This is a genomic window from Frigoribacterium sp. ACAM 257 (assembly GCF_007954365.1).
Classification (GTDB): domain Bacteria; phylum Actinomycetota; class Actinomycetes; order Actinomycetales; family Microbacteriaceae; genus Frigoribacterium.
On the sequence record NZ_VOLO01000004.1, the window covers coordinates 168,659 to 192,408 of the forward strand.

Here is a 23,750-nt window from a genome sequence, read left to right on the forward strand (position 1 = left end):
AGGCGACGACCGCGCCCGCCACGCCCGCCGCGCCCGCCACTCCAGCCGCGCCCGCCGCGCTCACGACCCCAGCCCCGCCAGCGCGGCGTTCAGCTCGAGCACGTCGACAGTCGGCTCCCCCAGGTAGCCGAGCTCGCGGCCGTGCACGTGCTGCTCGACGAGCGCGCGCACCTCGTCGACGGGCAGCGACCGCGCGGCGGCGACGCGCTCGACCTGCTGACGGGCCCACTCGGGCGAGATGTCCGGGTCGAGGCCGGAGGCCGAGGCGGTCAGCGCGTCGACGGGCACGGACGCCGGGTCCACCCCGTCGAGGGAGGCGACGGCGGCGCGGCGCTCCTCGATCGCGGCGACCAGGTCGGGGTTCTCCGGGCCCAGGTTGCTGCCGCTCGAGGCTCCCGCGTCCCAGCCGTCGCCCGCCGCCGAGGGACGCGACTGGAACCACTCGGGCAGGGCGGCGCCGTCCGCGTCGACGAACGACTGGCCGAGCAGGGACGAACCGACCACCTCGCCGTCCACCGTGAGCCGGGAGCCGTCCGCCTGGTGCGGCAGCACGAGCTGCCCGACCCCGGTGACGAGCAGGGTGTAGCCGAGGCCGAGCACGACGGTCGCGACGATCATCGCGCGGAGTGCCGTGCCGTACTGGCGAAGCGTCGAGCGGGTGTCCATGGGATTCCTTCTTCTGGTGGTGCAGGTGCGGTGCAGGAGGCGGTGGCGCAGGAGGCGCGGGCCGGGCAGGAGCAGGCAGCGCCCGCTCAGGCAGCGTCCGTTCAATACCCCGGGATCAGCGCGACCACGAGGTCGATCAGCTTGATCCCGACGAACGGCGCGACGACGCCGCCGACCCCGTAGACCAGCAGGTTGCGGCTGAGCACCTGCGAGGCCGAGGCCGCGCGGTACGCGACGCCCCGCAGCGCCAGCGGGATGAGCACGACGATGACGAGCGCGTTGAAGACGATCGCCGAGAGGATCGCGGAGGCCGGCGAGCTCAGCTGCATCACGTTCAGCACCCCGAGCCCCGGGAACACCCCGGCGAACATGGCCGGGATGATCGCGAAGTACTTGGCGACGTCGTTCGCGATCGAGAACGTCGTCAGGGCGCCGCGCGTGATCAGCAGCTGCTTGCCGATCCGCACGATGTCGATCAGCTTCGTCGGGTCGCTGTCGAGGTCGACCATGTTGCCGGCCTCCTTCGCGGCCGAGGTGCCGGTGTTCATCGCGACGCCGACGTCGGCCTGCGCGAGCGCCGGGGCGTCGTTGGTGCCGTCGCCGGTCATGGCGACGAGCGCGCCGCCCTCCTGCTCGCGGCGGATCAGCGCGAGCTTGTCCTCCGGGGTGGCCTCGGCGAGGTAGTCGTCGACGCCGGCCTCGGCCGCGATCGCCTTGGCGGTCAGCGGGTTGTCGCCCGTGATCATCACGGTGCGGATCCCCATCGTGCGCAGCTCGGCGAAGCGCTCGCGCAGGCCGTCCTTGACGACGTCCTTGAGGTGGACGACGCCCAGCACGCGGCGCTCTCCCGAGGCGTCGCCCGAGCCCGCGTCCGCGACGGCGACGACCAGCGGCGTGCCGCCCGCCTCCGACACGGCGTCCACCAGGCCGCGCAGCTGCTCGCGCCGGTCTGCGGGCAGGGCCCGCGCCTCCTCGGCCCAGGCGACGACGGAGGCGGCGGCCCCCTTCCGCACGACGCTCCCGTCGGGCAGGTCGAGGCCGCTCATGCGGGTCTGGGCGGTGAACGGCACGACGACGACGTCGCCGGAGGAGCCCGACGAGCCGGGCGCGCCCTCCTCGTCCCAGCCGGTGGTGAGGGCGAGGTCGACGATCGAGCGCCCCTCCGGGGTGGGGTCGCTGAGCGACGCGGTGGCCGCGGCGTCGACCAGCTCGGCCGGGGCGACGCCGTCCAGAGGGGCGAACTCCGAGGCGCGGCGGTTGCCGTAGGTGATGGTGCCGGTCTTGTCGAGCAACAGGGTCGTCACGTCGCCCGCGGCCTCGACGGCCCGGCCCGACATCGCGAGGACGTTGCGCTGCACCAGGCGGTCCATGCCGGCGATGCCGATGGCGCTGAGCAGGGCGCCGATCGTCGTGGGGATGAGGCAGACCAGCAGCGCGATCAGAACCGGGATGCTCACCGACGCGTCGCTGTAGGCGGCGATCGGGTTCAGCGTCAGGGTCACGACGACGAACACGACCGACAGGCTCGCGAGCAGGATGTTGAGCGCGATCTCGTTCGGCGTCCGCTGTCGCGAGGCGCCCTCGACGAGCCGGATCATCCGGTCGACGAAGGTCTCGCCGGGCTTGCTGGTGATGCGCACGACGACGCGGTCGGACAGCACGCGCGTGCCGCCCGTGACGGCGCTGCGGTCGCCGCCCGACTCGCGGATCACCGGGGCCGACTCGCCCGTGATCGCCGACTCGTCGACGCTCGCGATGCCCCAGACGACGTCGCCGTCGCCCGGCACGACCTCGCCGGCCACGACCACGACCACGTCGCCGAGCACGAGGTCGGCCGACGACACGTCCTCCGAGGAGGCGCGCTCGGCCGAGGGGTCGCCGGTCTCGTCCCACGAGGCGACGCGTCGCGCCGTCGTGCTGGTCCGGGTCGCCCGGAGCGTCTCGGCCTGCGCCTTGCCGCGCCCCTCGGCCACGGACTCCGCGAGGTTCGCGAAGACGACCGTCGCCCAGAGCCAGAGCGCGATCGCCCAGGTGAACGAGCCGGGCACGGCGGAGCCGCCGGAGGTCTGCGGACCCGTGACGAGGCCCGCGACGGCGAGCACGGTCGTGTACGCCGCGCCCACCTCGACGATGAACATGACGGGGTTCCGCCACATCAGGCGGGGGTCGAGCTTGCGCAGGGCGCCGGGCAGGGCCGCGGCCAGCTGGGAGACGCCGAAGGCGCTGCCGCCGCGCGAGGTGCCGGAGCCCGATCCGGTCGCGCCGTCCGCCTCCTGGTGGGTGTCGGTCGGCGAGTCGGTCGGCGAGTCGGTGGAGGTGGCCATGGTCAGTTCAGCCCTTCGGCGAGCGGCCCCAGTGCGAGCACGGGGAAGTAGGTCAGCGCCGTCACGATCACGGAGACGCCGGTGAGGAGGCCCACGAACTGCGGGCGGTGGGTGGGCAGGGTGCCCGCGGTCGCGGGCGCCTTCCCCTGGGCGGCGAACGAGCCGGCGAGGGCGAGCACGAGCACGATCGGCACGAACCGGCCGAGCAGCATCGCGACGCCGAGGGCCGTGGTGAACCAGGGCGTGTTCGCCGTGAGCCCGGCGAAGGCCGAGCCGTTGTTGTTCGCGGCCGAGGTGAACGCGTAGAGCACCTCGCTGAAGCCGTGCAGCCCGGGGTTCCAGATCGACGTGCCCTCGACGTCGGCGCGCACCGCGGGGATCGCGAAGCTCAGCGCCGTGCCGGTGAGCACGAGGGTCGGGGTGACGAGGATGTACAGGCTCGCGAGCTTGATCTCGCGCGGCCCGATCGCCTTGCCGAGGTACTCGGGCGTCCGGCCGACGAGCAGCCCCGCGACGAACACGGTGATGACGGCGAGCACGAGGATCCCGTAGAGCCCCGAGCCGACCCCGCCGGGGGCGATCTCGCCGAGCATCATGTTGATCATGGCGACCATGCCGCCGAGCGCCGTGTACGAGTCGTGCATCGAGTCGACGGCACCCGTCGAGGTGAGCGTCGAGGTCGAGCCGAACAGGGTCGATCCCCAGACGCCGAACCGCACCTCCTTGCCTTCCATGGCGCCCCCGGCGAGCTGCGGAGCCGTGCCGGCGCCCCGGACCTCCGCCCAGGTCATCGCGGTGAGCGAGACGACGGCGATGGTCGTCATGACGGCGGCGATCGCCCTGCCCTCGCGGGCCGAGCCGACCATCCGGCCGAAGGTGCGGGGAAGCGAGAACGGGATGACGAGCATCAGCACGACCTGGAACAGGTTGGTCCAGGCGGTCGGGTTCTCGAAGGGGTGCGCGCTGTTGACGTTGAAGAACCCGCCGCCGTTCGTGCCCAGCAGCTTGATCGCCTCCTGCGAGGCCACCGGCCCGCCCGGGATGACCGCCGAGCCGCCGGTCAGCGTCGTGACCGTCTCGGGCGCGACGAAGGACTGCACGACGCCGCCGGCCAGCAGCACGAACGCCGCGACGACCGCCAGCGGCAGCAGGATGCGCGTCACCGAGCGGGTCAGGTCGACCCAGAAGTTGCCGAGGGTGCCACTGCGGGCCCGGGCGAGGCCGCGGATCAGCGCGACGGCGACGGCGATCCCGACGGCCGCCGAGACGAAGTTCTGCACGGCGAGGCCGGCGAGCTGCACGGCGTAGCCCATCGTCAGCTCGGGCGAGTACGACTGCCAGTTCGTGTTCGTGACGAAGCTCACGGCGGTGTTGAACGCGAGGTCGGGCGGCACGGCGGGCAGGCCGAGGGAGGCGGGCAGCAGCGCCTGCGTGCGCTGCAGCACGTAGAGGAGGACGAGGCCCACGACCGAGAAGGCCAGGACGCCGCGGAGGTACGCCCGCCAGGTCTGCTCGGACGAGCTGTCGACCCCGATGACGCGGTAGAGCAGTCGCTCGCCCGCGAGGTCGCGGGTGCTCGTGAAGGTGCGCGCCATGTGGTCGCCGAGCGGCCGGTGCAGCACCACGAGCACCAGCACGACGGTGGCGATCTGGAGGAGGCCCGCGAGGGTGTCGTTCACGCCGGCCGCCTAGAACTTCTCGGGCGCGACGAGCGCCACCACGAGGTAGACGAGAGCGGCGACGGCGAGGGCGACCGCGACGATGCCGAGGGCGGTCACAGTCGCTCCACCCCCTTCGCCACGAGGGCGACGACCGCCATGACGGCGACGAGGGCGAGCAGGTAGACGAGGTCGAGCACGGTGGTGACTCCGAGTCCAGGAGGAGCGGGTGCGGCCGGCGGCGCCGGTCGCGTGCCCGACGGGGGCACGGTCACCCAGCAGACACCGGTGGACGGCCCTCGACGGCCGTCCTCACAGGTTCCCTACGGCGGCGGGCGGCATCCTCGCGGTTCGCTGACGCGGAGCGGCTCGGAGAGGTGCGGGGCGGCGCGGCGCGGGGAGGCTTGTACCAGCGCATCGGCGGGGCTGCCGCTCCCGGGCAAAGAAAAAGGCCCCGTGCATCGATCTGGCGAGATCACAACGCGACGGGGCCCCGCGGAGCCGGTGGGATTTGAACCCACGGTTCCCACAAAGGGAACTCCACCTTAGCAGGGTGGTGCACTAGGCCGAACTATGCGACGGCTCCATGCGCAGTCTCGTGCGGGACGTGACGGCGCACCCACGATCATAGCGGGCCGGACGCGATCTGCCGAACCGCACCTCCTCGGCGGGCCGAGCCGCGCCTCCTGCGAGGCCGACGGGGCCTGGTCACCCGTGTTTCACCCGCTGATCCCCCGTTCGGGGGGCGCCTCGGCCTTGTCCACCTATATGCCGACTCATAGAGTACCCCTGGCGCCGGAGACGGCGGAGTCGTGCACCACCCGGCAGCACGGGGCGTCCTCGGACGCAGCGACTCTCCCCCTGACGACGCCGCCCCCAGACCTCCGACGCACTTCCCGACAGGGTGCCGCTCCCGACGCGGCACCGGCCGGAGGCATCTCTGTCGACGACGACGTCGACGTCACACCCCCTGCGGTGCCGAACCCCTGATCCCGGCACCGCAGGGCCCCCGCGGCGCGTTCGGGCGCCCGCGCGGGGATCCCCGGTCGTCCCGGCGAGCTGGTTACTCGCCGGGACGCCCTCTCCCCCGCCGCCACGGCTGCCGCTCCGCCTGCCGCTGCCGCCGTTCCGCCTGGATGCCCGCCCCCTCGTGATCCGAGGGCGGGTCATCCGGGTCGAGGGCGGGTCGGCGGCGACCCGCCCTCGACCCGAGAGACCCGCCCTCGGCGGGCGAGCCTGCGGCAGAGACGGCAGGCTCGCCGCGGCAGCAGCGGCAGCCGCGGCAGCCGCGGCAGTCGCGGCAGCCGCGGCAGCCGCGGCAGCAGCAGCGGGCATCCGCATTCAGGACTCCCAGTCCTGAATCCGCACTACGCAGGAGGCGCGCTCCTGAACCGTGCACGACTCAGGACAGCCCGGCCCCCACCTCCTGAATTCGCATCCCGCTGGCACCGGGTCCCGCGGCAACACCGGCTGGCGCACCCCCGTTCAGGACTCGCAGTCCTGGATCCGCACTACGCAGGAGGCGCGCTCCTGAACCATGCACGACTCAGGACAGCCCGCCCCCCACCTCCTGAATCAGCGACGCACCTACCGCGCACGAGAGCGCCTGCGGGCCGAGCGGGGCGAGGCGCGAGCTTCGCCGGCCGAGGGCGGGTCATCCGGGTCGAGGGCGGGTCGGCGGCGACCCGCCCTCGGCCCGAATGACCCGCCCCCCAGCGAGCGAGCCTGCGGCAGACACGGCAGGCAGCGGCGGCCAACACGGCAGTGGCAAGCGCTGCCACGAAGGCTGCAGCCGCGGCGACGGCGGCCCTACTTCTGCAGGAAGCCGACCGAGCAGGTCTGCTCGGCCGCGGACTGTCCCGTCAGGCCCGAGATGACCTCGGGGGCCGCAGGAGCCACGGCAGGGTCGGTCGCGGTGCCGGTGGCCGGCGTCGTGGGGGCGGGCGTGCCCGTCGCGGGGGCGGAGGGCGCCTCCGACGCGTCTCCCGCAGCTGCGTCGCCAGCAGCATCACCGGCAGCTGCGTCGTCCGCAGCCGCGTCGCCCGACGCGGACGCCGCCGCGCCGAGCCCCTCGCTCCCGGCCTCGAGCGTGAACGGCTCGTCCGCTCGGACGGCGTCGAAGAGCTGCTTCGCGACCGACGTGATCGGCTGCACCTTGCCCTCGTAGACGCCGCTGCCGCCGGTCGTGCCGGGGTACTGGACGAAGTTGACCTGGTCGAGCGGCAGGTCGCGCAGCGCCGAGCCGATCTGCACCATGGTGTTGACGTCGGTCAGGCCCTCCGAGAGGGTCATGTTGCTCGCCGCCGCCCGGGCGAGCGAGTACAGCTTGGTGGGGTCGGTGAGGGTGTCGGCGCTCTTGACGGTGCGCAGCAACGACGAGAGGTAGACCTGCTGGCTGCTGATGCGGCCGAGGTCGGAGCCGTCGCCGACGCCATGCCGGGTGCGGAGGAACTGCAGCGCCTGCTCGCCCTGCAGCACCGTCTCGCCGGCCTCGATGTCGAGGCCGGTGAAGCGGTCCTTGATCGGGGTCGCTGCGCAGACGGGCACGCCTCCGACGGCGTTCGACATCTCCATGACGCCGTTGAACGAGATCATGCCCGCGAACGGGATGTCGAGGCCGGTCAGCTCGGACACGGTCGAGACGACGCAGCTGAGGCCGCCGTACGAGTACGCCTCGTTCATCGGCCGGGCGGACATCGCCGAGTAGTAGCCGCTGCCGTCCTCCCTCGCGCAGGCGGGGATCGGCACGACCATGTCGCGGGGGATGCTCACGGCCGTCGCGTTCGAGTGGTCGGCCGACACGTGCAGCAGGATGTTGACGTCGTTGAGGGTCGCGTCGCGCTTGCCGAACTCGCCCTCGTCCTGCGCGGCGTCGTTGTCCGTGCCGACGACGAGCACGTTGAAGCCGCCGGGGTAGGCGTCGATCGACGGCGGCGAGGCGACGACCGGGGTCTTGCCCTTCGCCGCGGGGAGCGCGATGCCCGTGCCGAGGTCCGAGCGCACCTGGTACGCCGCGATGGCCCCCACGGACGCCCCGCTCACCAGCACCACGGCGAGGGCCCCGGCGACGACCTTGCCGATCGTGCCCAGCGGCCCGGTCGCGCGGAGGCGCCCGTGACGGGCGACGCCGCGACCCGAGGTCTCGGCCGCGCGACGGCCCGTACGGCTGGCGGCACCGCTCGCCGTCCGGCTCTCGGCGCGGCCGGCAGCACGGCTCTCGGCACGGCTCTCAGCACGGCTCTCGGAACGGCTGGCGGTGCGGTCGCGGTCGTCGGTCACGCGGAGTCCTCTCGGTCGACGCGGGCACGGCGCAGACCCGGTGACGGTCGGCGGGATTCGTGCCTGCGCGATGGGCGGGCAGAACGGCATCGTAACGGGCGGAACTCCACGGGACGGTCCGTCGCCCAGAACGGGGGGCCTCCGGCCACGTCCCGCGAGCCCGCCGACAGGCGCGACCGGAGGCGGCCGGCAGCGACCGGCAGCGACGGCCCCTCAGGGGTAGCCGACGAACCAGAGCAGCACGACCGCGACCGGCTGCAGCACGAGACCGGCCCCGAGCAGCACCCACCGGAGGCGCGGCACGGCCACGACCGCGGGGTGGCCGAGCAGCGGCGCGACGGGCAGCAGCAGCCTCGGCAGGCTCTGCTGCGGCAGGAAGACGGCGACGAGGTAGAGCAGGTAGCTCGCCGCGTACGAGACGACCTCGACGCCCATCGCCTGCGTCGACCGGCGGGTGAACGCCCAGGTCACGGCGCCGAGCAGTGCCCCGACGAGCACGATCCCCGCGACGCCGAGGAACGTGCCGGCCATCACGAACCACGGCGTGAGCGGCGCGAAGCGCTGGCGCCCGACGAAGCCGACCCACCACGAGAGCTCCGTCTCGAGGTAGGCGCCGGACCGGCCGGTCACGTGGTCGGCGATCACGGGCCACGCGAGGCCCGCCGCCGAGATCAGCAGCCCGGCCACGACGACCGAGACGCGCTCGCGCCTCCTGAACCCGGCCCCTTCGCGGTGCAGGCGCACGATCGCCGTCACGGCGAGCGCCAGCGCGAGGGCCAGGACTCCTGGCCGGGTGAAGGCGGCCACGACGCCGAGCGGCACCATCAGGAGGTACCGCCGCCGCACCATGGCCAGCAGCGCCCCGAAGGTGAGCATCAGCATCAGGCTCTCGGCGTAGGCGACCTGCAGCACGAACGACAGCGGCCCGAAGCAGAACAGTGCGACGGCCCAGAGGGCGCTCTGCGCACCGACCGTCTCGAGGACGACCCGGTGCAGCAGCACCGCGGCACCGCCTCCTGCGATCGCGGCCACGACGAGGCCGATCGCGAAGAAGGCGTTGCCGGCGAGCTCGACGCCGAGCACGGCAGCGACGCCGCGCACCAGCCCCGGGAACACCGGCAGGAAGGCCCAGGGGTTCGGCAGCACGTGCCCGTCGGCGTCGACGGGCAGCTCGGTCGGGTACCCCTGCTGCGCGATGGTCCGGTAGAAGCTGGCGTCCCACGAGCCCGAGAAGGAGGCGAAGCCCGGGTCGGCCCGGTGGCTCGCGAAGGCCCAGCCCTGTGAGGTCGCGAGCGAGAAGAGACCGCCGAGCCACGCGCTCGAGACGAGTCGCGAGAGGGCGTACAGCACGAGCACGACGACCACGGGAGGGACGCCCTGCAGCCGGGGGCTGAGTCGCAGGCGCACCCCGTCAGCCTAGGAGGCGCCTCCTCGATCTCGAGACTGATCCTGTCGAGCGTCGGGAACCTTTTGTCATGGGTCGACAGAAGTGACAGAGTTGACGTGCACGCCCTCTGACTTCACCTCCACGAGATCCACCACGACAAAGGAGTTCGCCATGACCTCGTCACCCTCCGTCCAGCTCTACACCGTCAGGGACGCCATCTCGGCCGACCTGCAGGGCGCCGTCGCCCGCGTCGCCGAGATCGGCTTCACCAAGGTCGAGCCCTACGACTTCGTGGCCCGCGCCGACGAGCTCGAGAAGGCCTTCTCCGCCTCGGGCGTCACCGCGCCGTCCGCGCACGCCCCGGTGATCGACTCGACCGAGCCCGAGCGCGCCTTCGCGGCGGCCGCCCAGCTCGGCGTCGGCACGGTCATCGACCCCTTCATCCCGAGCGACCGCTGGCAGACCGCCGACGACGCCCGCGCGATCGCCGACCGCGTCAACGAGCTGCAGGTGCAGGCCGCGGCGACGGGCCTGAAGTTCGGCTACCACAACCACCAGTGGGAGTTCGCGAACAAGGTCGACGGGCGCCCCGTCTACGAGTTCTTCCTCGAGCGGCTGAACGACGACGTCGTCCTCGAGATCGACACCTTCTGGTCGACCGTCGGCGGCATGGACACCCCTGCCCTGCTGCGTTCGCTGGGCGACCGCGTGCAGTTCCTCCACGTCAAGGACGGTCTCATCTCGGGCGACATCGCCACCGCGTTGCCGAGCAGCGAGAGCGCCCTCGAGGTGCCCGAGGCCCTCGCCGCGGCGTTCAAGAACCAGAAGCCCGCCGGCCAGGGCGACGTCGACGTCGCCGCCGTGCTCGCCGCGGCGCCGCACGCGCTGCGCGTCGTCGAGTTCGACGACTACAGCAAGGACGTCTTCGACGGCATCGCCGAGTCGCTCGCGTGGCTCGCGGAGAACGACAAGTGAGCGGCGGCAGCACGACCGGCGGCACCGGCCGCACCGGTCGCGTCGGCGTCGGCGTCATCGGCGCGGGCGTCATCAGCGGCACCTACCTCGAGAACATGACGAGGTTCCCCGACCTCGAGGTCCTCTTCGTCGCCGACCTCATCGCCGAGCGCGCCCGCTCGCGGGCCGAGGAGTACGGCGTCCCCGGGCACGGCACCGTCGAGGAGCTGCTGGCGATCGACGAGATCGAGATCGTCGTCAACCTGACGATCCCCGCCGTGCACGCCGAGGTCGGCCGACAGATCGTCGCGGCCGGCAAGAGCGTGTGGAGCGAGAAGCCCCTGGCCCTCGACCACACGTCGGGCAGCGACCTGCTGGCCGCGGCCGACGCCGCCGGGGTCCGGGTCGCCTGCGCGCCCGACACCGTGCTCGGCGCCGGCATCCAGTCGGCGATGCGCGCGATCGCCCGTGGCGACATCGGCGAGCCGCTGACCGCGACGACGCTGTTCCACGTGCCCGGGCCCGACGCGTGGCACCCGGACCCGGAGTTCCTCTTCGCGAAGGGCGCCGGCCCGCTGTTCGACATGGGCCCGTACTACGTGACGACGCTCGTGCACGCGTTCGGCGCCGCGAGCTCGGTCAGCGCCGTCTCGTCGACGTCGCGCACGACCCGCTCGATCGGCAGCGGCCCCCGCGCCGGCACGGAGTTCGCCGTCGAGGTGCCCACGCACCACGCGGCGCTCATCTCGTTCGAGGGCGGACAGTCGGCGCAGTCGACCTTCTCGTTCCAGAACGCGCTGCCCCGCATGGGCTTCGTCGAGATCAGCGGCACCGAGGGCACGATCGTGCTGCCCGACCCGAACACCTTCGAGGGCGACTCGACGATCTGGCGCTTCGGCCAGGACGAGCCCAGCACCCTCACGGCCGCAGGATCGACGTACGGCCGCGGCTCGGGCGTGCTCGACCTCGCCCGGGCACTGCGCGGCGGCGACGCCGAGCGTGCGAGCGGCGCAGTCGCGTCGCACGTCCTCGACGTGCTGCTCGCCGTCAGCGAGGCCGCGGAGTCGCGCTCCGTCGTCGAGGTCGCCTCGACGGTCGAGAAGCCGCAGCCGCTCGCCGAGGCCTGGGACCCGTCCGAGGCCACGCTCTAGGTCGACCCCGCCGGGGCGACCCGGCCGCCTGCAGGAGGCGCGGTGCGAGCGAGGCTCGCACCGCGCCTCCTGCGCGTCTGCCGTCGGGCAGGAATCCGATCAGCGCGCGACGGGCCCGAGGGACTCCCGCCCGGCCCGAGCCTCAGCGCCGGTTCGCGACCAGCGCCGTCGCGTACGACGGGAACCACACGCCCGCCGCGGGCCCGCCGTTGCACGTGCCGTCGCTCGCGCCGGGCGTCTTGACCCAGAGCAGGGCGTCGAGCCGGCTCGTCCCGGTCGTCGCCACCCGGGGCGTCTGCCCGAGGCCTGCGCCGGGGGCGTTGCACCAGGTGCCCTTCCAGCCGCGGCCGTTGCGTGACACATCGATCACGTAGCGCGCCCCGCCCGTCGCGGCCGAGACCTTGTCGGCGTACGCCCTCTCCTGGTCGACCGTGTAGTAGTTCGCGACGTTCGTGTAGAAGCCGCGGGCCTTGTCGATCCCCGCCGCCTTGAGCCTGACGGCCATGTCGGCGGGCTTGACCCAGTTCGAGTTGCCCCCGTCGAGGTAGGCAGGCACACCGGCTCGCGAGAAGGCCGCGACGGCGCTCGCGATCGTGGCCGTGCGCGTGCCGGTCACCGCCGGGCACGAACTGAGGTGCCCCAACGAGTCCGGCTCGACCAGCACGACGGCGCGGTGCCCCGCGAGCGCGGTCGCGACCTTCTGGTTCCAGGAGAGGTACGCGGCGTCGCTCCTCGCGCCTCCTGCGGAGTACCCGCCGCAGTCGCGCCCGGGGATGTCGTACGTGACGAAGACCGGCGTGGTGCCCTTCTTCTCGGCGGCCGCGAGGGTCCGCCGGATCACCGTGACGAGCATCACGTCGTCGTACCAGGAGCCGAGCCAGACCGCGATCGGCTGGGCCGCGACGGTGCGGGCCGCGGCGGCGTCGACGGTGCGGCCCCGGGCGGCGAGCTGGGCGGCGGCGGTGGCCGCGGGACCGTACTGCTCGACGTGCAGCCCGCCCTTGTAGACGGTCGCGGCCGACGCGGTGCGGATCGTCGAGGAGGTGGTGGTCGCGGTCGTGCGCGGAGCCGCGGCCTCCGCGGTCGAGCCGGGGGACGAGGAGGCGGGCGGCGCGACGACGAGACCGGCCGCGAGAGCGACGACGGCCCCGGCGACGACGCCTGCGCGGGCGAGGTCGATCACGGGAGGGTCCTTCGAGGTGAGGAGGCGCGTGGTGGATGGAGTGCGTGGAGGGTGCTGACGAGGAGGTGCCGGTCGCGCCGGCCCGCTCGGCGAGCACCGCGACTGGCTCAGTGCACCACGACGGCGAGGCTGCCCCTACCCCCCGTCCGGAGGCTCTCGCCGCCCGTCTTCGGGGGTGAGGGTACGACGCGCGTCCCCTCTGCGCAGGACTGACGCGAGCTGTCCCGCGCGTCGGCTCCGCGCCTCCTCGATGCTCGCGGCACGCACGCTGCCTGCGCGCGGTCTGCGCGCTGGGTCACGGCGAAAACCCCGGAGTGGACCATGCACCCCGATACGACGGGGTGCATGGTCCACTTCGGGGTGCGGCGCGCGGCGGCGGCGGCGGCGGCAGCAGCGGCGGACGCCGAGCGCAGGTCAGGCGCGGGGCGCAGGTCAGGCGCGGGGCGGGGCGGCAGCGGCCTCGACGGCGGCGACCGCGGCGGCGACTCCCCCGCCCCACGGGGCGCCGTGGCCGGGCAGCACCCACGTCGCCCCGGTGTCGACCAGCACCCGCAGCGACGCGACGGCACGCTCGGGCTCGTCGGTGAACGGCGCCGGCTGCGGCCCCTCGGCACCGGTGAGCACGTGGCGGGTCGTGAGCGCGTCCCCGACGAAGAGCGCGTCCGCGACCGGCACGTGCACGGCGACACTGCCCTCCGAGTGTCCGGGAACGCTGATCACCCGCGGCGAGCCGGGCAGGTCGAGCACGTCGCCGTCGTGCACCTCGACCACCTCGGTGAGCCAGGCCGAGCGCGCGCCGCCCTTGCGGACGAAGTACGTGAGGAACTGCAGCAGCGCGCCGAGCTTCATCTGCTGCTTGAGGCCGGCGGGCTTGCCGCCGCCCTTCGCGCGGGAGGCGTCGGCCGCGTGGACGTACACCGGCACCCCGTGCTCGCGGCGCAGCCACTCGGCGAAGCCCACGTGGTCGGAGTCGCCGTGCGTGAGCACGACCCCCGCGACGTCGGCCGGGCCGAGGCCGAGCGAGGCGAGCTCGGCGAGCAGCTCGCGGCGGTGGCCGGGCAGTCCGGCGTCGACGGCGGTGACGCCCTCGGGCGTGACGACGAGGTAGGAGGCGACGATGTCGTTGCCGAGGCGGTGGACGTGCTCGCTGATCTTCATGATGGCTACGATACATAGCTATCATGGCTACGGTCAATAGGTATGGTGGGCGGATGCCGACTCCCGACCGCACCTCCTTGGAGGCCATCGTGACCGCCGCCCGCGACCTGCTCGAGACGGAGGGGCTGGCCGGCCTGACCATGCAGGCGGTGGCCCAGCGGGTCGGGGTGCGCGCCCCCTCCTTGTACAAGCGGGTGCAGGGTCGCGACCAGCTGGTGCAGCTGGTGGCCGAGGCGACCCTCGAGGAGGTGGGCGTGCGGCTCGAGGAGAGCGCCGACCTGCGCGACCTGGTCGACCGGTTCCGGGCGTTCGGGCACGAGAGGCCGGCGGCGTTCCAGCTGGTGATGACCCCGGGGCCGGGCGTCCCCACCGCTCGGCCGCAGTTCGGCGCGGCGACGAGCCGGCCGATCCTGCGTCACGCGGGGGCCCTCGCGGGCGAGGACCGAGCGCTGGAGGCGGCGCGCACGGTGACCGCCTGGGCCGCGGGATTCGTGAGCATGGAGCTCGCCGGCGGCTTCGGCCTCGGCGGCGACGTCGACGCCGCCTGGCGGTTCGGGGCGGAGCGGATCGTGGCGGCGGTGTCGACCGCCTGAGTGGCGCTTGTCCTAGGGCGCCGGCGGGTAGTCGCGCCGCTCGGGGATGACGCCCCGGACTCCCCCACGGGGCGCAGGCACGTCGCCCGCCCAGCGCGGGATGACGTGCACGTGGAGGTGCATGACCGTCTGGCCGGCCGCCTCCCCGACGTTGACGCCGAGGGTGTAGCCGTCGGGCGCGAGCTCGTCGTCCAGCTGCAGCCGCACCTCCTCGACCAGGGCCGTGAGGGCCGCGTGCTCGTCGGGCGTCGCGTCGAACCACGTCGCGACCTCGCGTCGCGGCACGACCAGCGTGTGGCCGGGCGAGACGGGGTTCGCGTCGCGCACCGCGAAGGCCAGCTCGTTCGCGGCGACGTGCTGGTCGGCGGGGATGCGCGTGAACGGCGACGACATGTCCACACCCTAGGGCTGCGGACTTGTGCCGAGGGAGGTGCGCAGCCAAGATGAGCGCGACCTGCTCACGGCTGCCGTGAGCGTCGCCGCGACCGCGGCTGCGCCGAGGTCTGCGCGAGCAGCGACGGCGGGTCGACGACGAGAGGAACACACCATGGCGTCAGGCGAGCAGGGCTTCAGCAAGGAGGAGCGCGCGGCCATGAAGGAGCGCGCGGCCGAGCTGCGCGCCGAGGCGAAGCGCCAGAAGTCGGCCGACAAGGCGGCGGCCGACCTGCAGGCGGTCCTCGACGCGCACGCCGCGATGACCGAGGAGGAGCGGGCCGTGGCCCAGGGACTGCACGCGCTGGTCCTCGAGCACGCCCCCGTGCTCGCCCCCAAGACCTGGTACGGCTTCCCCTCGTACGCCGACGCGGACGGCAAGATCGTCGTGTTCTTCCAGCCCGGCTCGAAGTTCGGGGGGCGTTACTCGACGATGGGCTTCCAGGACGCGGCCCAGCTCGATGACGGCGACATGTGGCCGACGTCCTACGCGCTCGCGAGCGTCGACGAGACGACGAGCCCGGCGATCGTCGCCCTGCTGAAGAAGGCGACCGGGCAGGCGGAGTAGCCGCGCCGGCGGAGTCCCGCGCGTGCGAGGCTGACCGCATGGACCTCGTCGTGTCGCGTGCGCTCACCGTGCCCGCGGCCGAGCTCGTCTGGCGATTCTCGCGATCGTCGGGCCCGGGAGGCCAGCACGTCAACACGTCCGACAGCCGGGTGCAGCTGTCGTGGGACGTCTCGGCGTCGGCCGTCCTGACGGACGACCAGCGCGACCTGCTGGTCGCCCGCCTCGGCGGCCGGCTCGTCGACGGCGTGCTGACGGTCGCGTCGTCCGAGCAGCGGTCGCAGCTGCGCAACCGCGAGACGGCGCTCGCGAAGCTCGCCGACGTGGTCGCGGCCGGGCTGGCGCCCGAAGCGGCGCCTCGGCGTCCGACCCGGCGCACGCGCGGCTCGGACCGACGCCGGCTCACCGCGAAGAACGAGCGCTCGGCCACGAAGCAGCAGCGCCGCCGCCCGACGGACGACTAGCGCGTCGCGACGCCGGTGGTGCAGGCCGCTGCGCTGGTCGGGCTGACGCGGCTGGTCGGGCTGGTCGGGCTGACGCGGCTGACGCGGCTGGTGCAGTTGCCTGCTCGGGCCGTGGTGGCGGAGGGCGTGGGATTCGAACCCACGAGACATCTCTGCCCACTTGTTTTCAAGACAAGCTCCATCGGCCGCTCGGACAGCCCTCCCGGCACACCCGCCGGAGCCGGTGCGACCGCGCCGAGTCTAGCCGAGGAGGCGCCCCGCCAGCCGGGCACAATCGTCGCGGCGCCTGCCCCGCACGGAGGGCGCCGCGGGGCTGGTGCGTCCGCACCCGCCGAACCCGCGCGCACCCCTCTGCGCGAGCGAGGGTCCGCGCGGGTTCCGAGGGTCTCGGCGGCAGCAGGCCGCCGCGGTGCGCGTGTACGAAACCCGGTGCGCTGCGCCGCGCGGCAGCGCCGCTACGCGGCCGCGCCAGCTCAGAGCTGCGCGAGCGCCTCGGCGAGGCCGTCGTCGAGGTCGGTGCGGGTGCGCTCGTTGGCGACCTCGTGCACGTCGTCGGGAGCCTGCCCCATCGAGACGCCGCGACCCTCGGCAGCGGCCCACTGCAGCATGGCGATGTCGTTGCGGCCGTCGCCCACGGCGAGCACCCGCTCGAGCGGGATGCCGAGCTCGGCCCGGACCCGCTCGAGCGCCGTCGCCTTCGTGACGCCGTCGGGCGCGATGTCGAGCCAGGCCGTCCAGCCGACGTTGTAGTTCACCTTCTGCAGGCCCATCCGCTCGACCACGTCGAGGAAGTCGTCGGTGTCGTGCGAGGGCGACACCACGACGACACGGGTGGCCGCGATCTCGAAGAGCTGCTCGAACTCGACCTTCTCGGCACCGCCCGTGTGCTCCACCTGCGGGAACGAGCCGCAGTAGCGCATGACGCCGTCGCGATCCTCGACGGCGTAGGCCGCCTCGTGCAGGCCCTCGCGGATGGTCGAGAGCACGTCGGTGGGGTCGAACTCCTCGACGTGGAACTGCGAGTACCCGGTCGGCGCCTTCTCGTCGCGCCCGAGAGTGATGGCCCCGTTCGCGCAGACCACGTACTCGGACACGAGGCCGAGGCGGTCCATCACGGGAAGGGTCATCGAGACGGAGCGCCCGGTCGCGATCATGACCGCGTGCCCCTCGGCAGCGAGACGGGTGATCTGCCCGGCCACCGCCTCCGTGATGGTGCCGCCCTCTTGCATGATCGTGCCGTCGACGTCGAGCGCGACGAGCCAGCGCTCGTCGGCCGAGACGGCCGTCACGTCGGCCCCGGCGTCCGTCGCCACGTCGCCACCGCTCACGCGACCGGCTCGATGACCTCGAGGCCGCCGAGCCACGGACGCAGCGCCTCGGGCACGACGACCGAGCCGTCGGCCTGCTGGTGCGTCTCGAGGATCGCCACCAACCAGCGCGTGGTCGCCAGCGTGCCGTTCAGCGTCGCGACGGGCGCGGTCTTGCCGGTCTCGGTGCGGTAGCGGGTGTCGAGGCGACGAGCCTGGAAGGTGGTGCAGTTCGAGGTGCTGCTGAGCTCGCGGTAGGTGCCCTGCGTCGGCACCCACGCCTCGATGTCGAACTTGCGCGCCGCGCTCGAGCCGAGGTCGCCCGCGGCCACGTCGATCACGCGGTAGTTGAGGCCGAGCGCCTGCATCATCGACTCCTGCAGGGCGACGAGCGCGTCGTGCTCCTGCTCGGCCTGGTCGGGGTGCACGTAGCTGAACATCTCGAGCTTGTTGAACTGGTGCACGCGGAGGATGCCGCGGTTGTCCTTGCCGGCGGCGCCTGCCTCGCGGCGGTAGCAGGTCGACCAGCCGGCGTAGCGGATCGGACCGGCCGTGACGTCGAGGATCTCGTCGGAGTGGTACCCGGCGAGCGCCACCTCGCTCGTGCCGGTCAGGTAGAGGTCGTCGGCGGGCAGGTGGTAGACCTCGTCGGAGTGCGAGCCAAGGAACCCGGTGCCCGCCATGATCTCGGGCCGCACCAGGGTCGGCGTGATCAGCGGCGTGAAGTCGTTCGCGATCGCCTTGTCGAGCGCCATGTTCATCAGCGCGAGCTCGAGGCGGGCGCCGATGCCGCGGAGGAAGTAGAAGCGCGAGCCGGACACCTTCGTGCCGCGCTTGATGTCGATGGCGCCGAGCTTCTCGCCGAGGTCGGCGTGGTCGAGGGGCTCGAAGTCGAAGGAGGGGCGGGTGCCGACCTCGCGGAGGGTCGCGAAGTTCTCCTCGCCGCCGGCGGGCACGCCGTCGACGACGACGTTGCCGAGCGACCGGACGGCCCTGTCGAAGGCGGTGTCGGCCTCGGTCGACGCGGCCTGCGCCTCCTTGACCTTCGCGGCGAGCTGCTGGGCCTGCGCGACGAGACCGGCCTTCTCCTCTTTCGGGGCCTTGGCGACGGTCTTGCCGAATGCGTTCTGCTCGGCCCGCAGCTCCTCGAACGAGGCGATGGCCGAGCGGCGGGCGGCGTCGGCGGCGACCGCGTCGTCGACCAGCGACTCGGACTCACCTCGGGCACGCTGGCTCGTCTTGATCACGTCGGGGGCATCGCGCAGCAGCTGGGGATCGATCACGGGTCCATCCTATGGAGACCCCCTGACGATCGGCGCCCTCCACCGGCAGCGGTGCGGGCCGCGCATCCTTCCACAGGCAGCCGAGGAGGCACGCACCGCGTCGTGCCCGCCCGTTACGGTGGGCGGATGACGACCTCCCCCGCCGCCTCGCCCGCCGAGTCCCCCTCGACGCCCGACGCCGCGACGGCCACGAAGACGGCAGCCGTCGTCTACAACCCGATCAAGGTCGACATCGCCAAGGTCCGCGCCGCCGTGCGGCGCCACGAGGCCGAGGCCGGCTGGGGCCCGACCCGCTTCTACGAGACCAGCGTCGAGGACCCGGGCGGCGGCATCACCGCGAGGGCCGTCGCCGAGGGCGCAGACGTCGTCATCGCCGCCGGAGGCGACGGCACGGTCCGCGCCGTGGCCGAGGCGCTCCGGGGCTCGCACGCCGCCATCGCCCTGCTGCCGAGCGGCACGGGCAACCTGCTGGCTCGCAACCTGAACCTCGACCTGGACCACCTCGACGGCTCCGTCGCCACCGCGTTCTCCGGCCGCGACCGCGCGATCGACCTCGGGCTCGTCGACGTCGAGCGCGAGAACGGCGAGCGGGAGCGCTTCGCGTTCGTCGTCATGGCCGGCATCGGCCTCGACGCCAAGATGCTCGCCAACACCAACCCGAAGCTCAAGGCCCGGGTCGGCTGGCTCGCCTACGTCGACGCCATCGCGCGCTCGCTCCGCGATGACAACAGCATGGTGATCCGGTACGACCTCGACGGCCAGGGCCGCAAGACCATGCGCGCCCACACGGTGCTCGTCGGCAACTGCGGCCTGCTGCCCGGAAACATCATGCTGCTGCCCGACGCCGCGGTCGACGACGGCGTCTTCGACATCGTCGCCCTGCGGCCCGACGGCTTCTTCGGCTGGGTGCAGATCTGGGTCAAGATCGTCTGGGAGAACGGAGTCCTGCGTCGCAGCTCCGTCGGACGCAAGATCATGGCGCACAGCCGTGAGGTGCGCACGGTCCGCTACTCGAAGGGGCGCGAGATCATCGTGCGCCTGGACGAGCCGCAGGACTTCGAGATGGACGGCGACTCGGTCGGGAAGGCCGTCGCCATCAAGACATGGGTCGACCCCCGGGCGCTGACGGTGCGCGTCCCGGTCTGACGACCGGCGCCTCCCCCGCGTCCCTCGGTCGGTCATGCCGGCACGAGAGACGCGCGATCCGGGGAGGCGCTGCTCAGGCCCCCGAGACCAGGCCCCGCAGCCAGTCGCGCGCGTCGACGAACGCGTCGTCGTCGTAACGCGGCACGACGACGACCGGGCGGGCGTCGGCCCGGGGGTACGACCCGAGGAACATCACGTTCGGGCTGAACCGCTTGAGGCCGAGCAGCGCGTCGGCGACGCGTTCGTCGAGCACGTGCCCCTCGAGGTCGATCACGAAGCGGTACCGGCCGAGGGCGTCGCCGATCGGTCGCGACTGGATGAGGCTGAGGTTGATGCCGCGCGTCGCGAACTGCTCGAGCATGTCGACGAGCGCACCGGCGCCGTCCTCGGGAAGCTCGACGATGATGCTCGTCTTGTCGGCGCCCGTCGCGGGCGGCACCGGCACCGTGCGGCTGACGAGCACGAAGCGCGTCACGGCGTTGCGGTTGTCGCCGATCTCTCGGGCCAGCACCTCGACGTCGTGGTGCTCGGTGATCGTCGGCGGGGCCACGGCGGCGTCCGCGCGGCCGGCGCCGGCCGGCGTCGACAGCAGGTCGGCGGCCGCGGCGACGTTCGACGTCGCCGGCAGGTGCCCGTGCCCCGGCAGGTTCGCCTCGAGCCAGAGGTGGGTCTGCGCGTAGGCGACCGGGTGCGCGTTGACGACCCGCACCTCCTCGAGGCGGGTGCCAGGACGCGCGACGAGCACGAAGTCGACCGCGACCAGGTACTCGCCGACGATGCGGAGGCCGGGCACGGTCGCCAGGGCGTCCTGCGTGGCCGAGACGCCGCCCTCGACGCTGTTCTCGATCGCGATCATCGCGGCGGCGCTGCGGCCGGAGACGACGTCGCCGAGTGCCTCGCCCACGTTGTTCACGCTGCGCCACTCGGCGCCCGCGGCCTCGGGCACCTGCTTGAGGGCCGCCTCCGTGAAGGTGCCGGCCGGGCCGAGGTAGCTGTAGGTCGACGAGGAGGCGGGGGTCGGCATGACCCAGAGCCTACTGATGACGGAGAGCCTGCTGACGACCCGGAGCCTGCTGCTGTCCGAGAGCCTGCTGGGTGCCGTGACAGGGCAGCGACGGAGGTCGGCGGCTGGTGCCAGGATGAGCGCATGACCGATCGCGCAGGCACCCCCGCACTCGACAGCGACCTCATCGACACCGGTGAGCTCGTCGACGCCTACTACTCGCTCGTCCCCGACGTGTCGGTGCCCGAGCAGAAGGTCGTCTTCGGCACCTCGGGCCATCGCGGCTCGTCGCTCGACACCGCGTTCAACGAGACGCACATCGCCGCGATCACGCAGGCGATCGTCGAGTACCGCGCCGGCCAGGGCATCACCGGTCCCCTGTTCATCGGGCGCGACACCCACATGCTCAGCGCCCCCGCCGAGCGCACGGCGATCGAGGTGCTCGTCGGCAACGGCGTGCACGTGCTCGCCGATGCCGACGGCGGCTACGTGCCGACGCCCGCGCTGAGCCACGCGATCCTCGTGCACAACGCCGACCCGGCGAACACCGAGAAGGCCGACGGCATCGTCGTCACCCCCAGCCACAACCCGCCCCGCGACGGCGGCTTCAAGTACAACCCCCCGCACGGCGGGCCCGCCGACAGCGACGCCACGTCGTGGATCGCGAACCGCGCGAACGAGATCATCGCCGCGGGCAACGTCGACGTCGTCAAGGCCGACGGCAGCGCCGGGCGGCACGACTTCCTGCGCGGCTACGTGGGCGACCTGATCAACGTCATCGACATCGACGCCATCAAGGCGGCCGGCGTGAAGATCGGCGCCGACCCCCTGGGCGGCGCGAGCGTCGAGTACTGGGGCGCGATCCGCGACGTCTACGGCCTCGACCTCACCGTCACCAACCCCGGCGTCGACCCGACCTGGCGCTTCATGACGCTCGACTGGGACGGCAAGATCCGGATGGACCCGTCGAGCGCCTCCGCGATGGCCAGCGTCGTGCACCGCAAGGACGAGTTCGACGTGCTCACCGGCAACGACGCCGACGCCGACCGCCACGGCATCGTCACGCCCGACGGCGGCCTGATGAACCCCAACCACTATCTCGCGGTCGCGATCGACTACCTCTACACGCACCGCCCGCAGTGGCGCGACGACGCCGCGATCGGCAAGACCCTCGTCTCGTCGAGCATCATCGACAAGGTCGCCGAGAAGCACGGCCTACGCCTGTGGGAGGTGCCGGTCGGCTTCAAGTGGTTCGTGCCCGGCCTCGTCGACGGCTCGGTCGCCTTCGGCGGCGAGGAGAGCGCGGGGGCGTCGTTCCTCCGCAAGGACGGCACCGTCTGGACGACGGACAAGGACGGCATCCTGCTCGCCCTGCTCGCCAGCGAGATCATCGCCGTCACGGGCAAGACCCCGTCTCAGCTCTACGTCGAGCTGACGCAGGAGTTCGGAGACCCCGTCTACGAACGCGTCGACGCCGCCGCCAGCAAGGAGCAGAAGGCGCGCCTCGGCAAGCTCAGCGGCGACGACATCACCGCGACCGAGCTCGCGGGCGACCCCATCACGGCCAAGCTGGCGGAGGCGCCCGGCAACGGGGCTGCGGTCGGCGGCCTCAAGGTCGTCACCGACAAGGCGTGGTTCGCGGCCCGCCCGAGCGGCACCGAAGACGTCTACAAGATCTACGCCGAGTCGTTCGAGGGCCCCGAGCACCTGAAGCGCGTCCAGGCCGAGGCCAAGCAGATCGTCGACACGGCGCTCGGCGCCTAGGCGCCGGCGGCGGCGGCGGCTGGCCCGCGCGACGGGTCGCCGCCTGCTAACCGACGCGAAAGCGACAAACCGACGTGGTTCACCACGTGGGTTTGTCGCTTTCGCGTCGTCTCGGGCCCTCACGTGGCGGGTCGCAGGCCGGCTGCGAGCAACGTCGCGCGCAGCCGATCAGGCGACCGGAGTTCGGCGGTCCCCCAGCGGGCGAAGCCCCGCACCTCGGGCAGGGCGCGCAGCCGGTCCTCCCGGTCCTTCTCGTCCTTGACGACCTGCTCCGGCGTCCGGCCTCGGCGCCACCGGTCGCTGAGGTACTTCACGTCGCCGTCGTACTCGCCGATCACGCCGAGGTCGGGCCACCACATGTCCGTGAAGCCGATCAGGCCGAAGGTGTCGCGCCACGGCTGCTGCAGCACCGGCGCAGGGAACCCGAACCCGTGCACGAAGACGCGGCTGACCGATTCTCCCGCTGAGTCGGCGCCGGGGTCGCAGGCGCCGAGGGTGCGACGCGCACGAGCATGCGCCCTCGCGGCGGGACGCCTGTCGAGGAAGGCGGCGATCCTCACCGGGTCCGTCAGCTCGAGGTGCAGAGCAGCGTCGACGACCACCGTGGCGTCGAGGCTGCGGTGGTCGAGGAGGACGTCCGCGCAGGTTCGGCCGACGGACGTCAGCCTGACGCCGAGGTGCTCGACGAAGTCGCTGTCGCCGTCGTGGACGCCGACGCCGTCGCCGCCGTCGACGTCGACGTCGACGTCGACGACGTCCCCGGCCAGCGGCAGGGCGTGGACCCGGGTCAGCCTGTGGGCCCGCGACGTCCGAGCGGCCGGGTCGGTCACCTCTACCAGGCCGGGCGGAGCGCCCCACCACGGCAGCCCCCACGGCGCGGCCGCGGCAGCGTGGGAGAAGACGATAGGCCGCACGGCCGTCCGCTGCGCCGCCGCGATCCGGTAGACGAAGCGCTGGCGGGGCAGGAGCGACGACCACCGGTCGGTCTCCACGTACGCGCCGTGAGCGATGCGCACGAGTCGTCCGGCGGCCGCGTCACGCTGCAGGGCGCGCGAGTCGCCGACGCCGACCCGCGCCTCCTTCGCGGTGAGGAGGCCTGACGTCTGGGCGGCGAGGTCGATCATGCACCCACCCTGACGGCCGAGCGGCAGCGGGCGCCCCGCCATCAGTCGTGCGTGGGGAGAACCGGCCGAGGAGGCGCGGCAGGGGAGGGACGACCGCCGTCGGCAGGCCAGACCGCCGCGGGCGGGAGAAGTGACGGGGAAGCGACAACCCGACGCGGAACATCGCAGGGCTTTGTCGCTTTCGCGGCCCACCTGGCCGGGCAGGGCTCGGACACCGAGCTCTACGGCGTGTACTTCGCCGACGCGGGCCAGCACCTCGAGCAGCAGGTCTACGTGCACCACGACGCTCCGAACAGCCGCAGCCGGGTC

The 23,750-nt window shown here is 73.0% G+C and carries 23 protein-coding genes and 2 tRNA genes; 8 read left to right on the plus strand and 17 right to left on the minus strand.

The window, feature by feature from the left end; genetic code table 11:
* Positions 1–60 precede the first annotated feature (60 nt).
* The 8 genes from kdpC to ES689_RS12950 all read right to left on the minus strand — a co-directional run bounded on the left by kdpC (position 61) and on the right by ES689_RS12950 (position 9,334).
* Positions 61–666: a K(+)-transporting ATPase subunit C gene (gene kdpC, locus ES689_RS12920; RefSeq protein WP_146905322.1), complete on the minus strand. Its 606-nt coding sequence runs from the start codon at positions 664–666 to the stop codon at positions 61–63.
* A 101-nt stretch (positions 667–767) separates the two neighbouring features.
* Complete coding sequence (kdpB, locus tag ES689_RS12925; protein ID WP_146905325.1) at positions 768–2,990, minus strand: potassium-transporting ATPase subunit KdpB; 2,223 nt, start codon at positions 2,988–2,990, stop codon at positions 768–770.
* A gap of 2 nt (positions 2,991–2,992) precedes the next feature.
* A complete protein-coding gene (kdpA, locus tag ES689_RS12930) occupies positions 2,993–4,669 on the minus strand; it encodes a potassium-transporting ATPase subunit KdpA (protein WP_146905328.1) in 1,677 nt (558 codons plus the stop codon).
* A gap of 9 nt (positions 4,670–4,678) precedes the next feature.
* On the minus strand, positions 4,679–4,768 hold the full coding sequence (locus tag ES689_RS12935) for a potassium-transporting ATPase subunit F (protein ID WP_146905331.1): 90 nt from the start codon (positions 4,766–4,768) through the stop codon (positions 4,679–4,681).
* A complete protein-coding gene (locus tag ES689_RS15675; protein ID WP_191330443.1) occupies positions 4,765–4,923 on the minus strand; it encodes a hypothetical protein in 159 nt (52 codons plus the stop codon). The genes ES689_RS12935 and ES689_RS15675 overlap by 4 nt, the downstream gene beginning before the upstream one ends.
* A 221-nt stretch (positions 4,924–5,144) precedes the next feature.
* A tRNA-Ser gene (locus tag ES689_RS12940) sits at positions 5,145–5,234 on the minus strand.
* A gap of 1,223 nt (positions 5,235–6,457) precedes the next feature.
* Positions 6,458–7,927 carry an LCP family protein gene (locus ES689_RS12945; RefSeq protein ID WP_223269597.1) on the minus strand — a complete coding sequence of 490 codons (1,470 nt, stop codon included), beginning with the start codon at positions 7,925–7,927 and terminating at the stop codon, positions 6,458–6,460.
* A gap of 213 nt (positions 7,928–8,140) precedes the next feature.
* On the minus strand, positions 8,141–9,334 hold the full coding sequence (locus ES689_RS12950) for a mannosyltransferase family protein (RefSeq protein WP_146905337.1): 1,194 nt from the start codon (positions 9,332–9,334) through the stop codon (positions 8,141–8,143).
* A gap of 151 nt (positions 9,335–9,485) precedes the next feature.
* Here ES689_RS12950 and ES689_RS12955 point away from each other — a divergent pair, with 151 nt between their 5' ends.
* Together ES689_RS12955 and ES689_RS12960 are read left to right on the plus strand one after the other, a co-directional pair.
* A complete protein-coding gene (locus tag ES689_RS12955; RefSeq protein ID WP_146905340.1) occupies positions 9,486–10,289 on the plus strand; it encodes a sugar phosphate isomerase/epimerase in 804 nt (267 codons plus the stop codon).
* A complete protein-coding gene (locus tag ES689_RS12960; RefSeq protein WP_146905343.1) occupies positions 10,286–11,419 on the plus strand; it encodes a Gfo/Idh/MocA family protein in 1,134 nt (377 codons plus the stop codon). The genes ES689_RS12955 and ES689_RS12960 overlap by 4 nt, the downstream gene beginning before the upstream one ends.
* A gap of 142 nt (positions 11,420–11,561) precedes the next feature.
* Here the strand turns inward: ES689_RS12960 and ES689_RS12965 are convergent, their stop codons facing one another.
* Positions 11,562–12,602: a glycoside hydrolase family 6 protein gene (locus ES689_RS12965; RefSeq protein WP_191330445.1), complete on the minus strand. Its 1,041-nt coding sequence runs from the start codon at positions 12,600–12,602 to the stop codon at positions 11,562–11,564.
* A gap of 432 nt (positions 12,603–13,034) precedes the next feature.
* Entirely contained in the window at positions 13,035–13,760 is a 726-nt protein-coding gene (locus ES689_RS12970; protein WP_146905349.1) for an MBL fold metallo-hydrolase, read from the minus strand.
* Positions 13,761–13,813: 53 nt separating this feature from the next.
* On the opposite strand from ES689_RS12970, the gene ES689_RS12975 reads away from it, so the two are divergent.
* Complete coding sequence (locus ES689_RS12975; RefSeq protein ID WP_146905352.1) at positions 13,814–14,353, plus strand: TetR/AcrR family transcriptional regulator; 540 nt, start codon at positions 13,814–13,816, stop codon at positions 14,351–14,353.
* Between the two features lie 12 nt (positions 14,354–14,365).
* Here the strand turns inward: ES689_RS12975 and ES689_RS12980 are convergent, their stop codons facing one another.
* Complete coding sequence (locus ES689_RS12980; RefSeq protein ID WP_191330447.1) at positions 14,366–14,746, minus strand: HIT family protein; 381 nt, start codon at positions 14,744–14,746, stop codon at positions 14,366–14,368.
* A 154-nt stretch (positions 14,747–14,900) separates the two neighbouring features.
* Between ES689_RS12980 and ES689_RS12985 the strand changes: the two genes are divergently transcribed.
* Together ES689_RS12985 and arfB are read left to right on the plus strand one after the other, a co-directional pair.
* Complete coding sequence (locus tag ES689_RS12985) at positions 14,901–15,353, plus strand: hypothetical protein (RefSeq protein ID WP_146905358.1); 453 nt, start codon at positions 14,901–14,903, stop codon at positions 15,351–15,353.
* 38 nt (positions 15,354–15,391) lie between these two features.
* Positions 15,392–15,814 (plus strand): alternative ribosome rescue aminoacyl-tRNA hydrolase ArfB, encoded by a 423-nt coding sequence (gene arfB, locus ES689_RS12990; protein ID WP_146905361.1) that lies wholly within the window; start codon positions 15,392–15,394, stop codon positions 15,812–15,814.
* Here arfB and ES689_RS15680 read toward each other — a convergent pair.
* The 4 genes from ES689_RS15680 to serS form a co-directional block, all read right to left on the minus strand.
* On the minus strand, positions 15,811–15,957 hold the full coding sequence (locus ES689_RS15680; RefSeq protein WP_191330449.1) for a hypothetical protein: 147 nt from the start codon (positions 15,955–15,957) through the stop codon (positions 15,811–15,813). The genes arfB and ES689_RS15680 overlap by 4 nt on opposite strands.
* A tRNA-Ser gene (locus ES689_RS12995) sits at positions 15,930–16,017 on the minus strand. Before ES689_RS12995 ends, ES689_RS15680 begins: the two co-directional genes overlap by 28 nt.
* Positions 16,018–16,287: 270 nt before the next feature.
* Positions 16,288–17,142: an HAD family hydrolase gene (locus ES689_RS13000; protein ID WP_223269598.1), complete on the minus strand. Its 855-nt coding sequence runs from the start codon at positions 17,140–17,142 to the stop codon at positions 16,288–16,290.
* Positions 17,139–18,404, minus strand: coding sequence for a serine--tRNA ligase (serS, locus tag ES689_RS13005; protein WP_146905364.1), 1,266 nt, complete (start codon positions 18,402–18,404; stop codon positions 17,139–17,141). Before serS ends, ES689_RS13000 begins: the two co-directional genes overlap by 4 nt.
* 126 nt (positions 18,405–18,530) lie before the next feature.
* Here serS and ES689_RS13010 point away from each other — a divergent pair, with 126 nt between their 5' ends.
* Positions 18,531–19,550 (plus strand): diacylglycerol kinase family protein, encoded by a 1,020-nt coding sequence (locus ES689_RS13010; protein ID WP_146905366.1) that lies wholly within the window; start codon positions 18,531–18,533, stop codon positions 19,548–19,550.
* A gap of 73 nt (positions 19,551–19,623) precedes the next feature.
* Here the strand turns inward: ES689_RS13010 and pheA are convergent, their stop codons facing one another.
* Positions 19,624–20,574 carry a prephenate dehydratase gene (gene pheA / locus ES689_RS13015; RefSeq protein WP_146905370.1) on the minus strand — a complete coding sequence of 317 codons (951 nt, stop codon included), beginning with the start codon at positions 20,572–20,574 and terminating at the stop codon, positions 19,624–19,626.
* A gap of 123 nt (positions 20,575–20,697) precedes the next feature.
* Here pheA and pgm point away from each other — a divergent pair, with 123 nt between their 5' ends.
* Positions 20,698–22,317 (plus strand): phosphoglucomutase (alpha-D-glucose-1,6-bisphosphate-dependent), encoded by a 1,620-nt coding sequence (gene pgm, locus ES689_RS13020; protein ID WP_146905373.1) that lies wholly within the window; start codon positions 20,698–20,700, stop codon positions 22,315–22,317.
* A 119-nt stretch (positions 22,318–22,436) separates the two neighbouring features.
* Here the strand turns inward: pgm and ES689_RS13025 are convergent, their stop codons facing one another.
* Complete coding sequence (locus ES689_RS13025) at positions 22,437–23,441, minus strand: type IV toxin-antitoxin system AbiEi family antitoxin domain-containing protein (RefSeq protein ID WP_146905376.1); 1,005 nt, start codon at positions 23,439–23,441, stop codon at positions 22,437–22,439.
* A gap of 51 nt (positions 23,442–23,492) precedes the next feature.
* On the opposite strand from ES689_RS13025, the gene ES689_RS16145 reads away from it, so the two are divergent.
* Positions 23,493–23,750: SufD family Fe-S cluster assembly protein (locus tag ES689_RS16145; RefSeq protein ID WP_370512379.1), on the plus strand; the 258-nt coding region annotated here is incomplete at its 3' end.

What these genes read in the sequence shown, in the direction of transcription:
- ES689_RS13025 (WP_146905376.1), bottom strand. Translation starts at nt 23,441, where the DNA reads ATGATCGACCTCGCCGCCCAGACGTCAGGCCTCCTCACCGCGAAGGAG.
- ES689_RS12955 (WP_146905340.1), top strand. Translation starts at nt 9,486, where the DNA reads ATGACCTCGTCACCCTCCGTCCAGCTCTACACCGTCAGGGACGCCATC.
- pheA (WP_146905370.1), bottom strand. Translation starts at nt 20,574, where the DNA reads ATGCCGACCCCCGCCTCCTCGTCGACCTACAGCTACCTCGGCCCGGCC.
- ES689_RS12985 (WP_146905358.1), top strand. Translation starts at nt 14,901, where the DNA reads ATGGCGTCAGGCGAGCAGGGCTTCAGCAAGGAGGAGCGCGCGGCCATG.
- ES689_RS12970 (WP_146905349.1), bottom strand. Translation starts at nt 13,760, where the DNA reads ATGAAGATCAGCGAGCACGTCCACCGCCTCGGCAACGACATCGTCGCC.
- ES689_RS12980 (WP_191330447.1), bottom strand. Translation starts at nt 14,746, where the DNA reads ATGTCGTCGCCGTTCACGCGCATCCCCGCCGACCAGCACGTCGCCGCG.
- kdpB (WP_146905325.1), bottom strand. Translation starts at nt 2,990, where the DNA reads ATGGCCACCTCCACCGACTCGCCGACCGACTCGCCGACCGACACCCAC.
- kdpC (WP_146905322.1), bottom strand. Translation starts at nt 666, where the DNA reads ATGGACACCCGCTCGACGCTTCGCCAGTACGGCACGGCACTCCGCGCG.
- ES689_RS12975 (WP_146905352.1), top strand. Translation starts at nt 13,814, where the DNA reads ATGCCGACTCCCGACCGCACCTCCTTGGAGGCCATCGTGACCGCCGCC.
- arfB (WP_146905361.1), top strand. Translation starts at nt 15,392, where the DNA reads ATGGACCTCGTCGTGTCGCGTGCGCTCACCGTGCCCGCGGCCGAGCTC.
- ES689_RS13010 (WP_146905366.1), top strand. Translation starts at nt 18,531, where the DNA reads ATGACGACCTCCCCCGCCGCCTCGCCCGCCGAGTCCCCCTCGACGCCC.
- pgm (WP_146905373.1), top strand. Translation starts at nt 20,698, where the DNA reads ATGACCGATCGCGCAGGCACCCCCGCACTCGACAGCGACCTCATCGAC.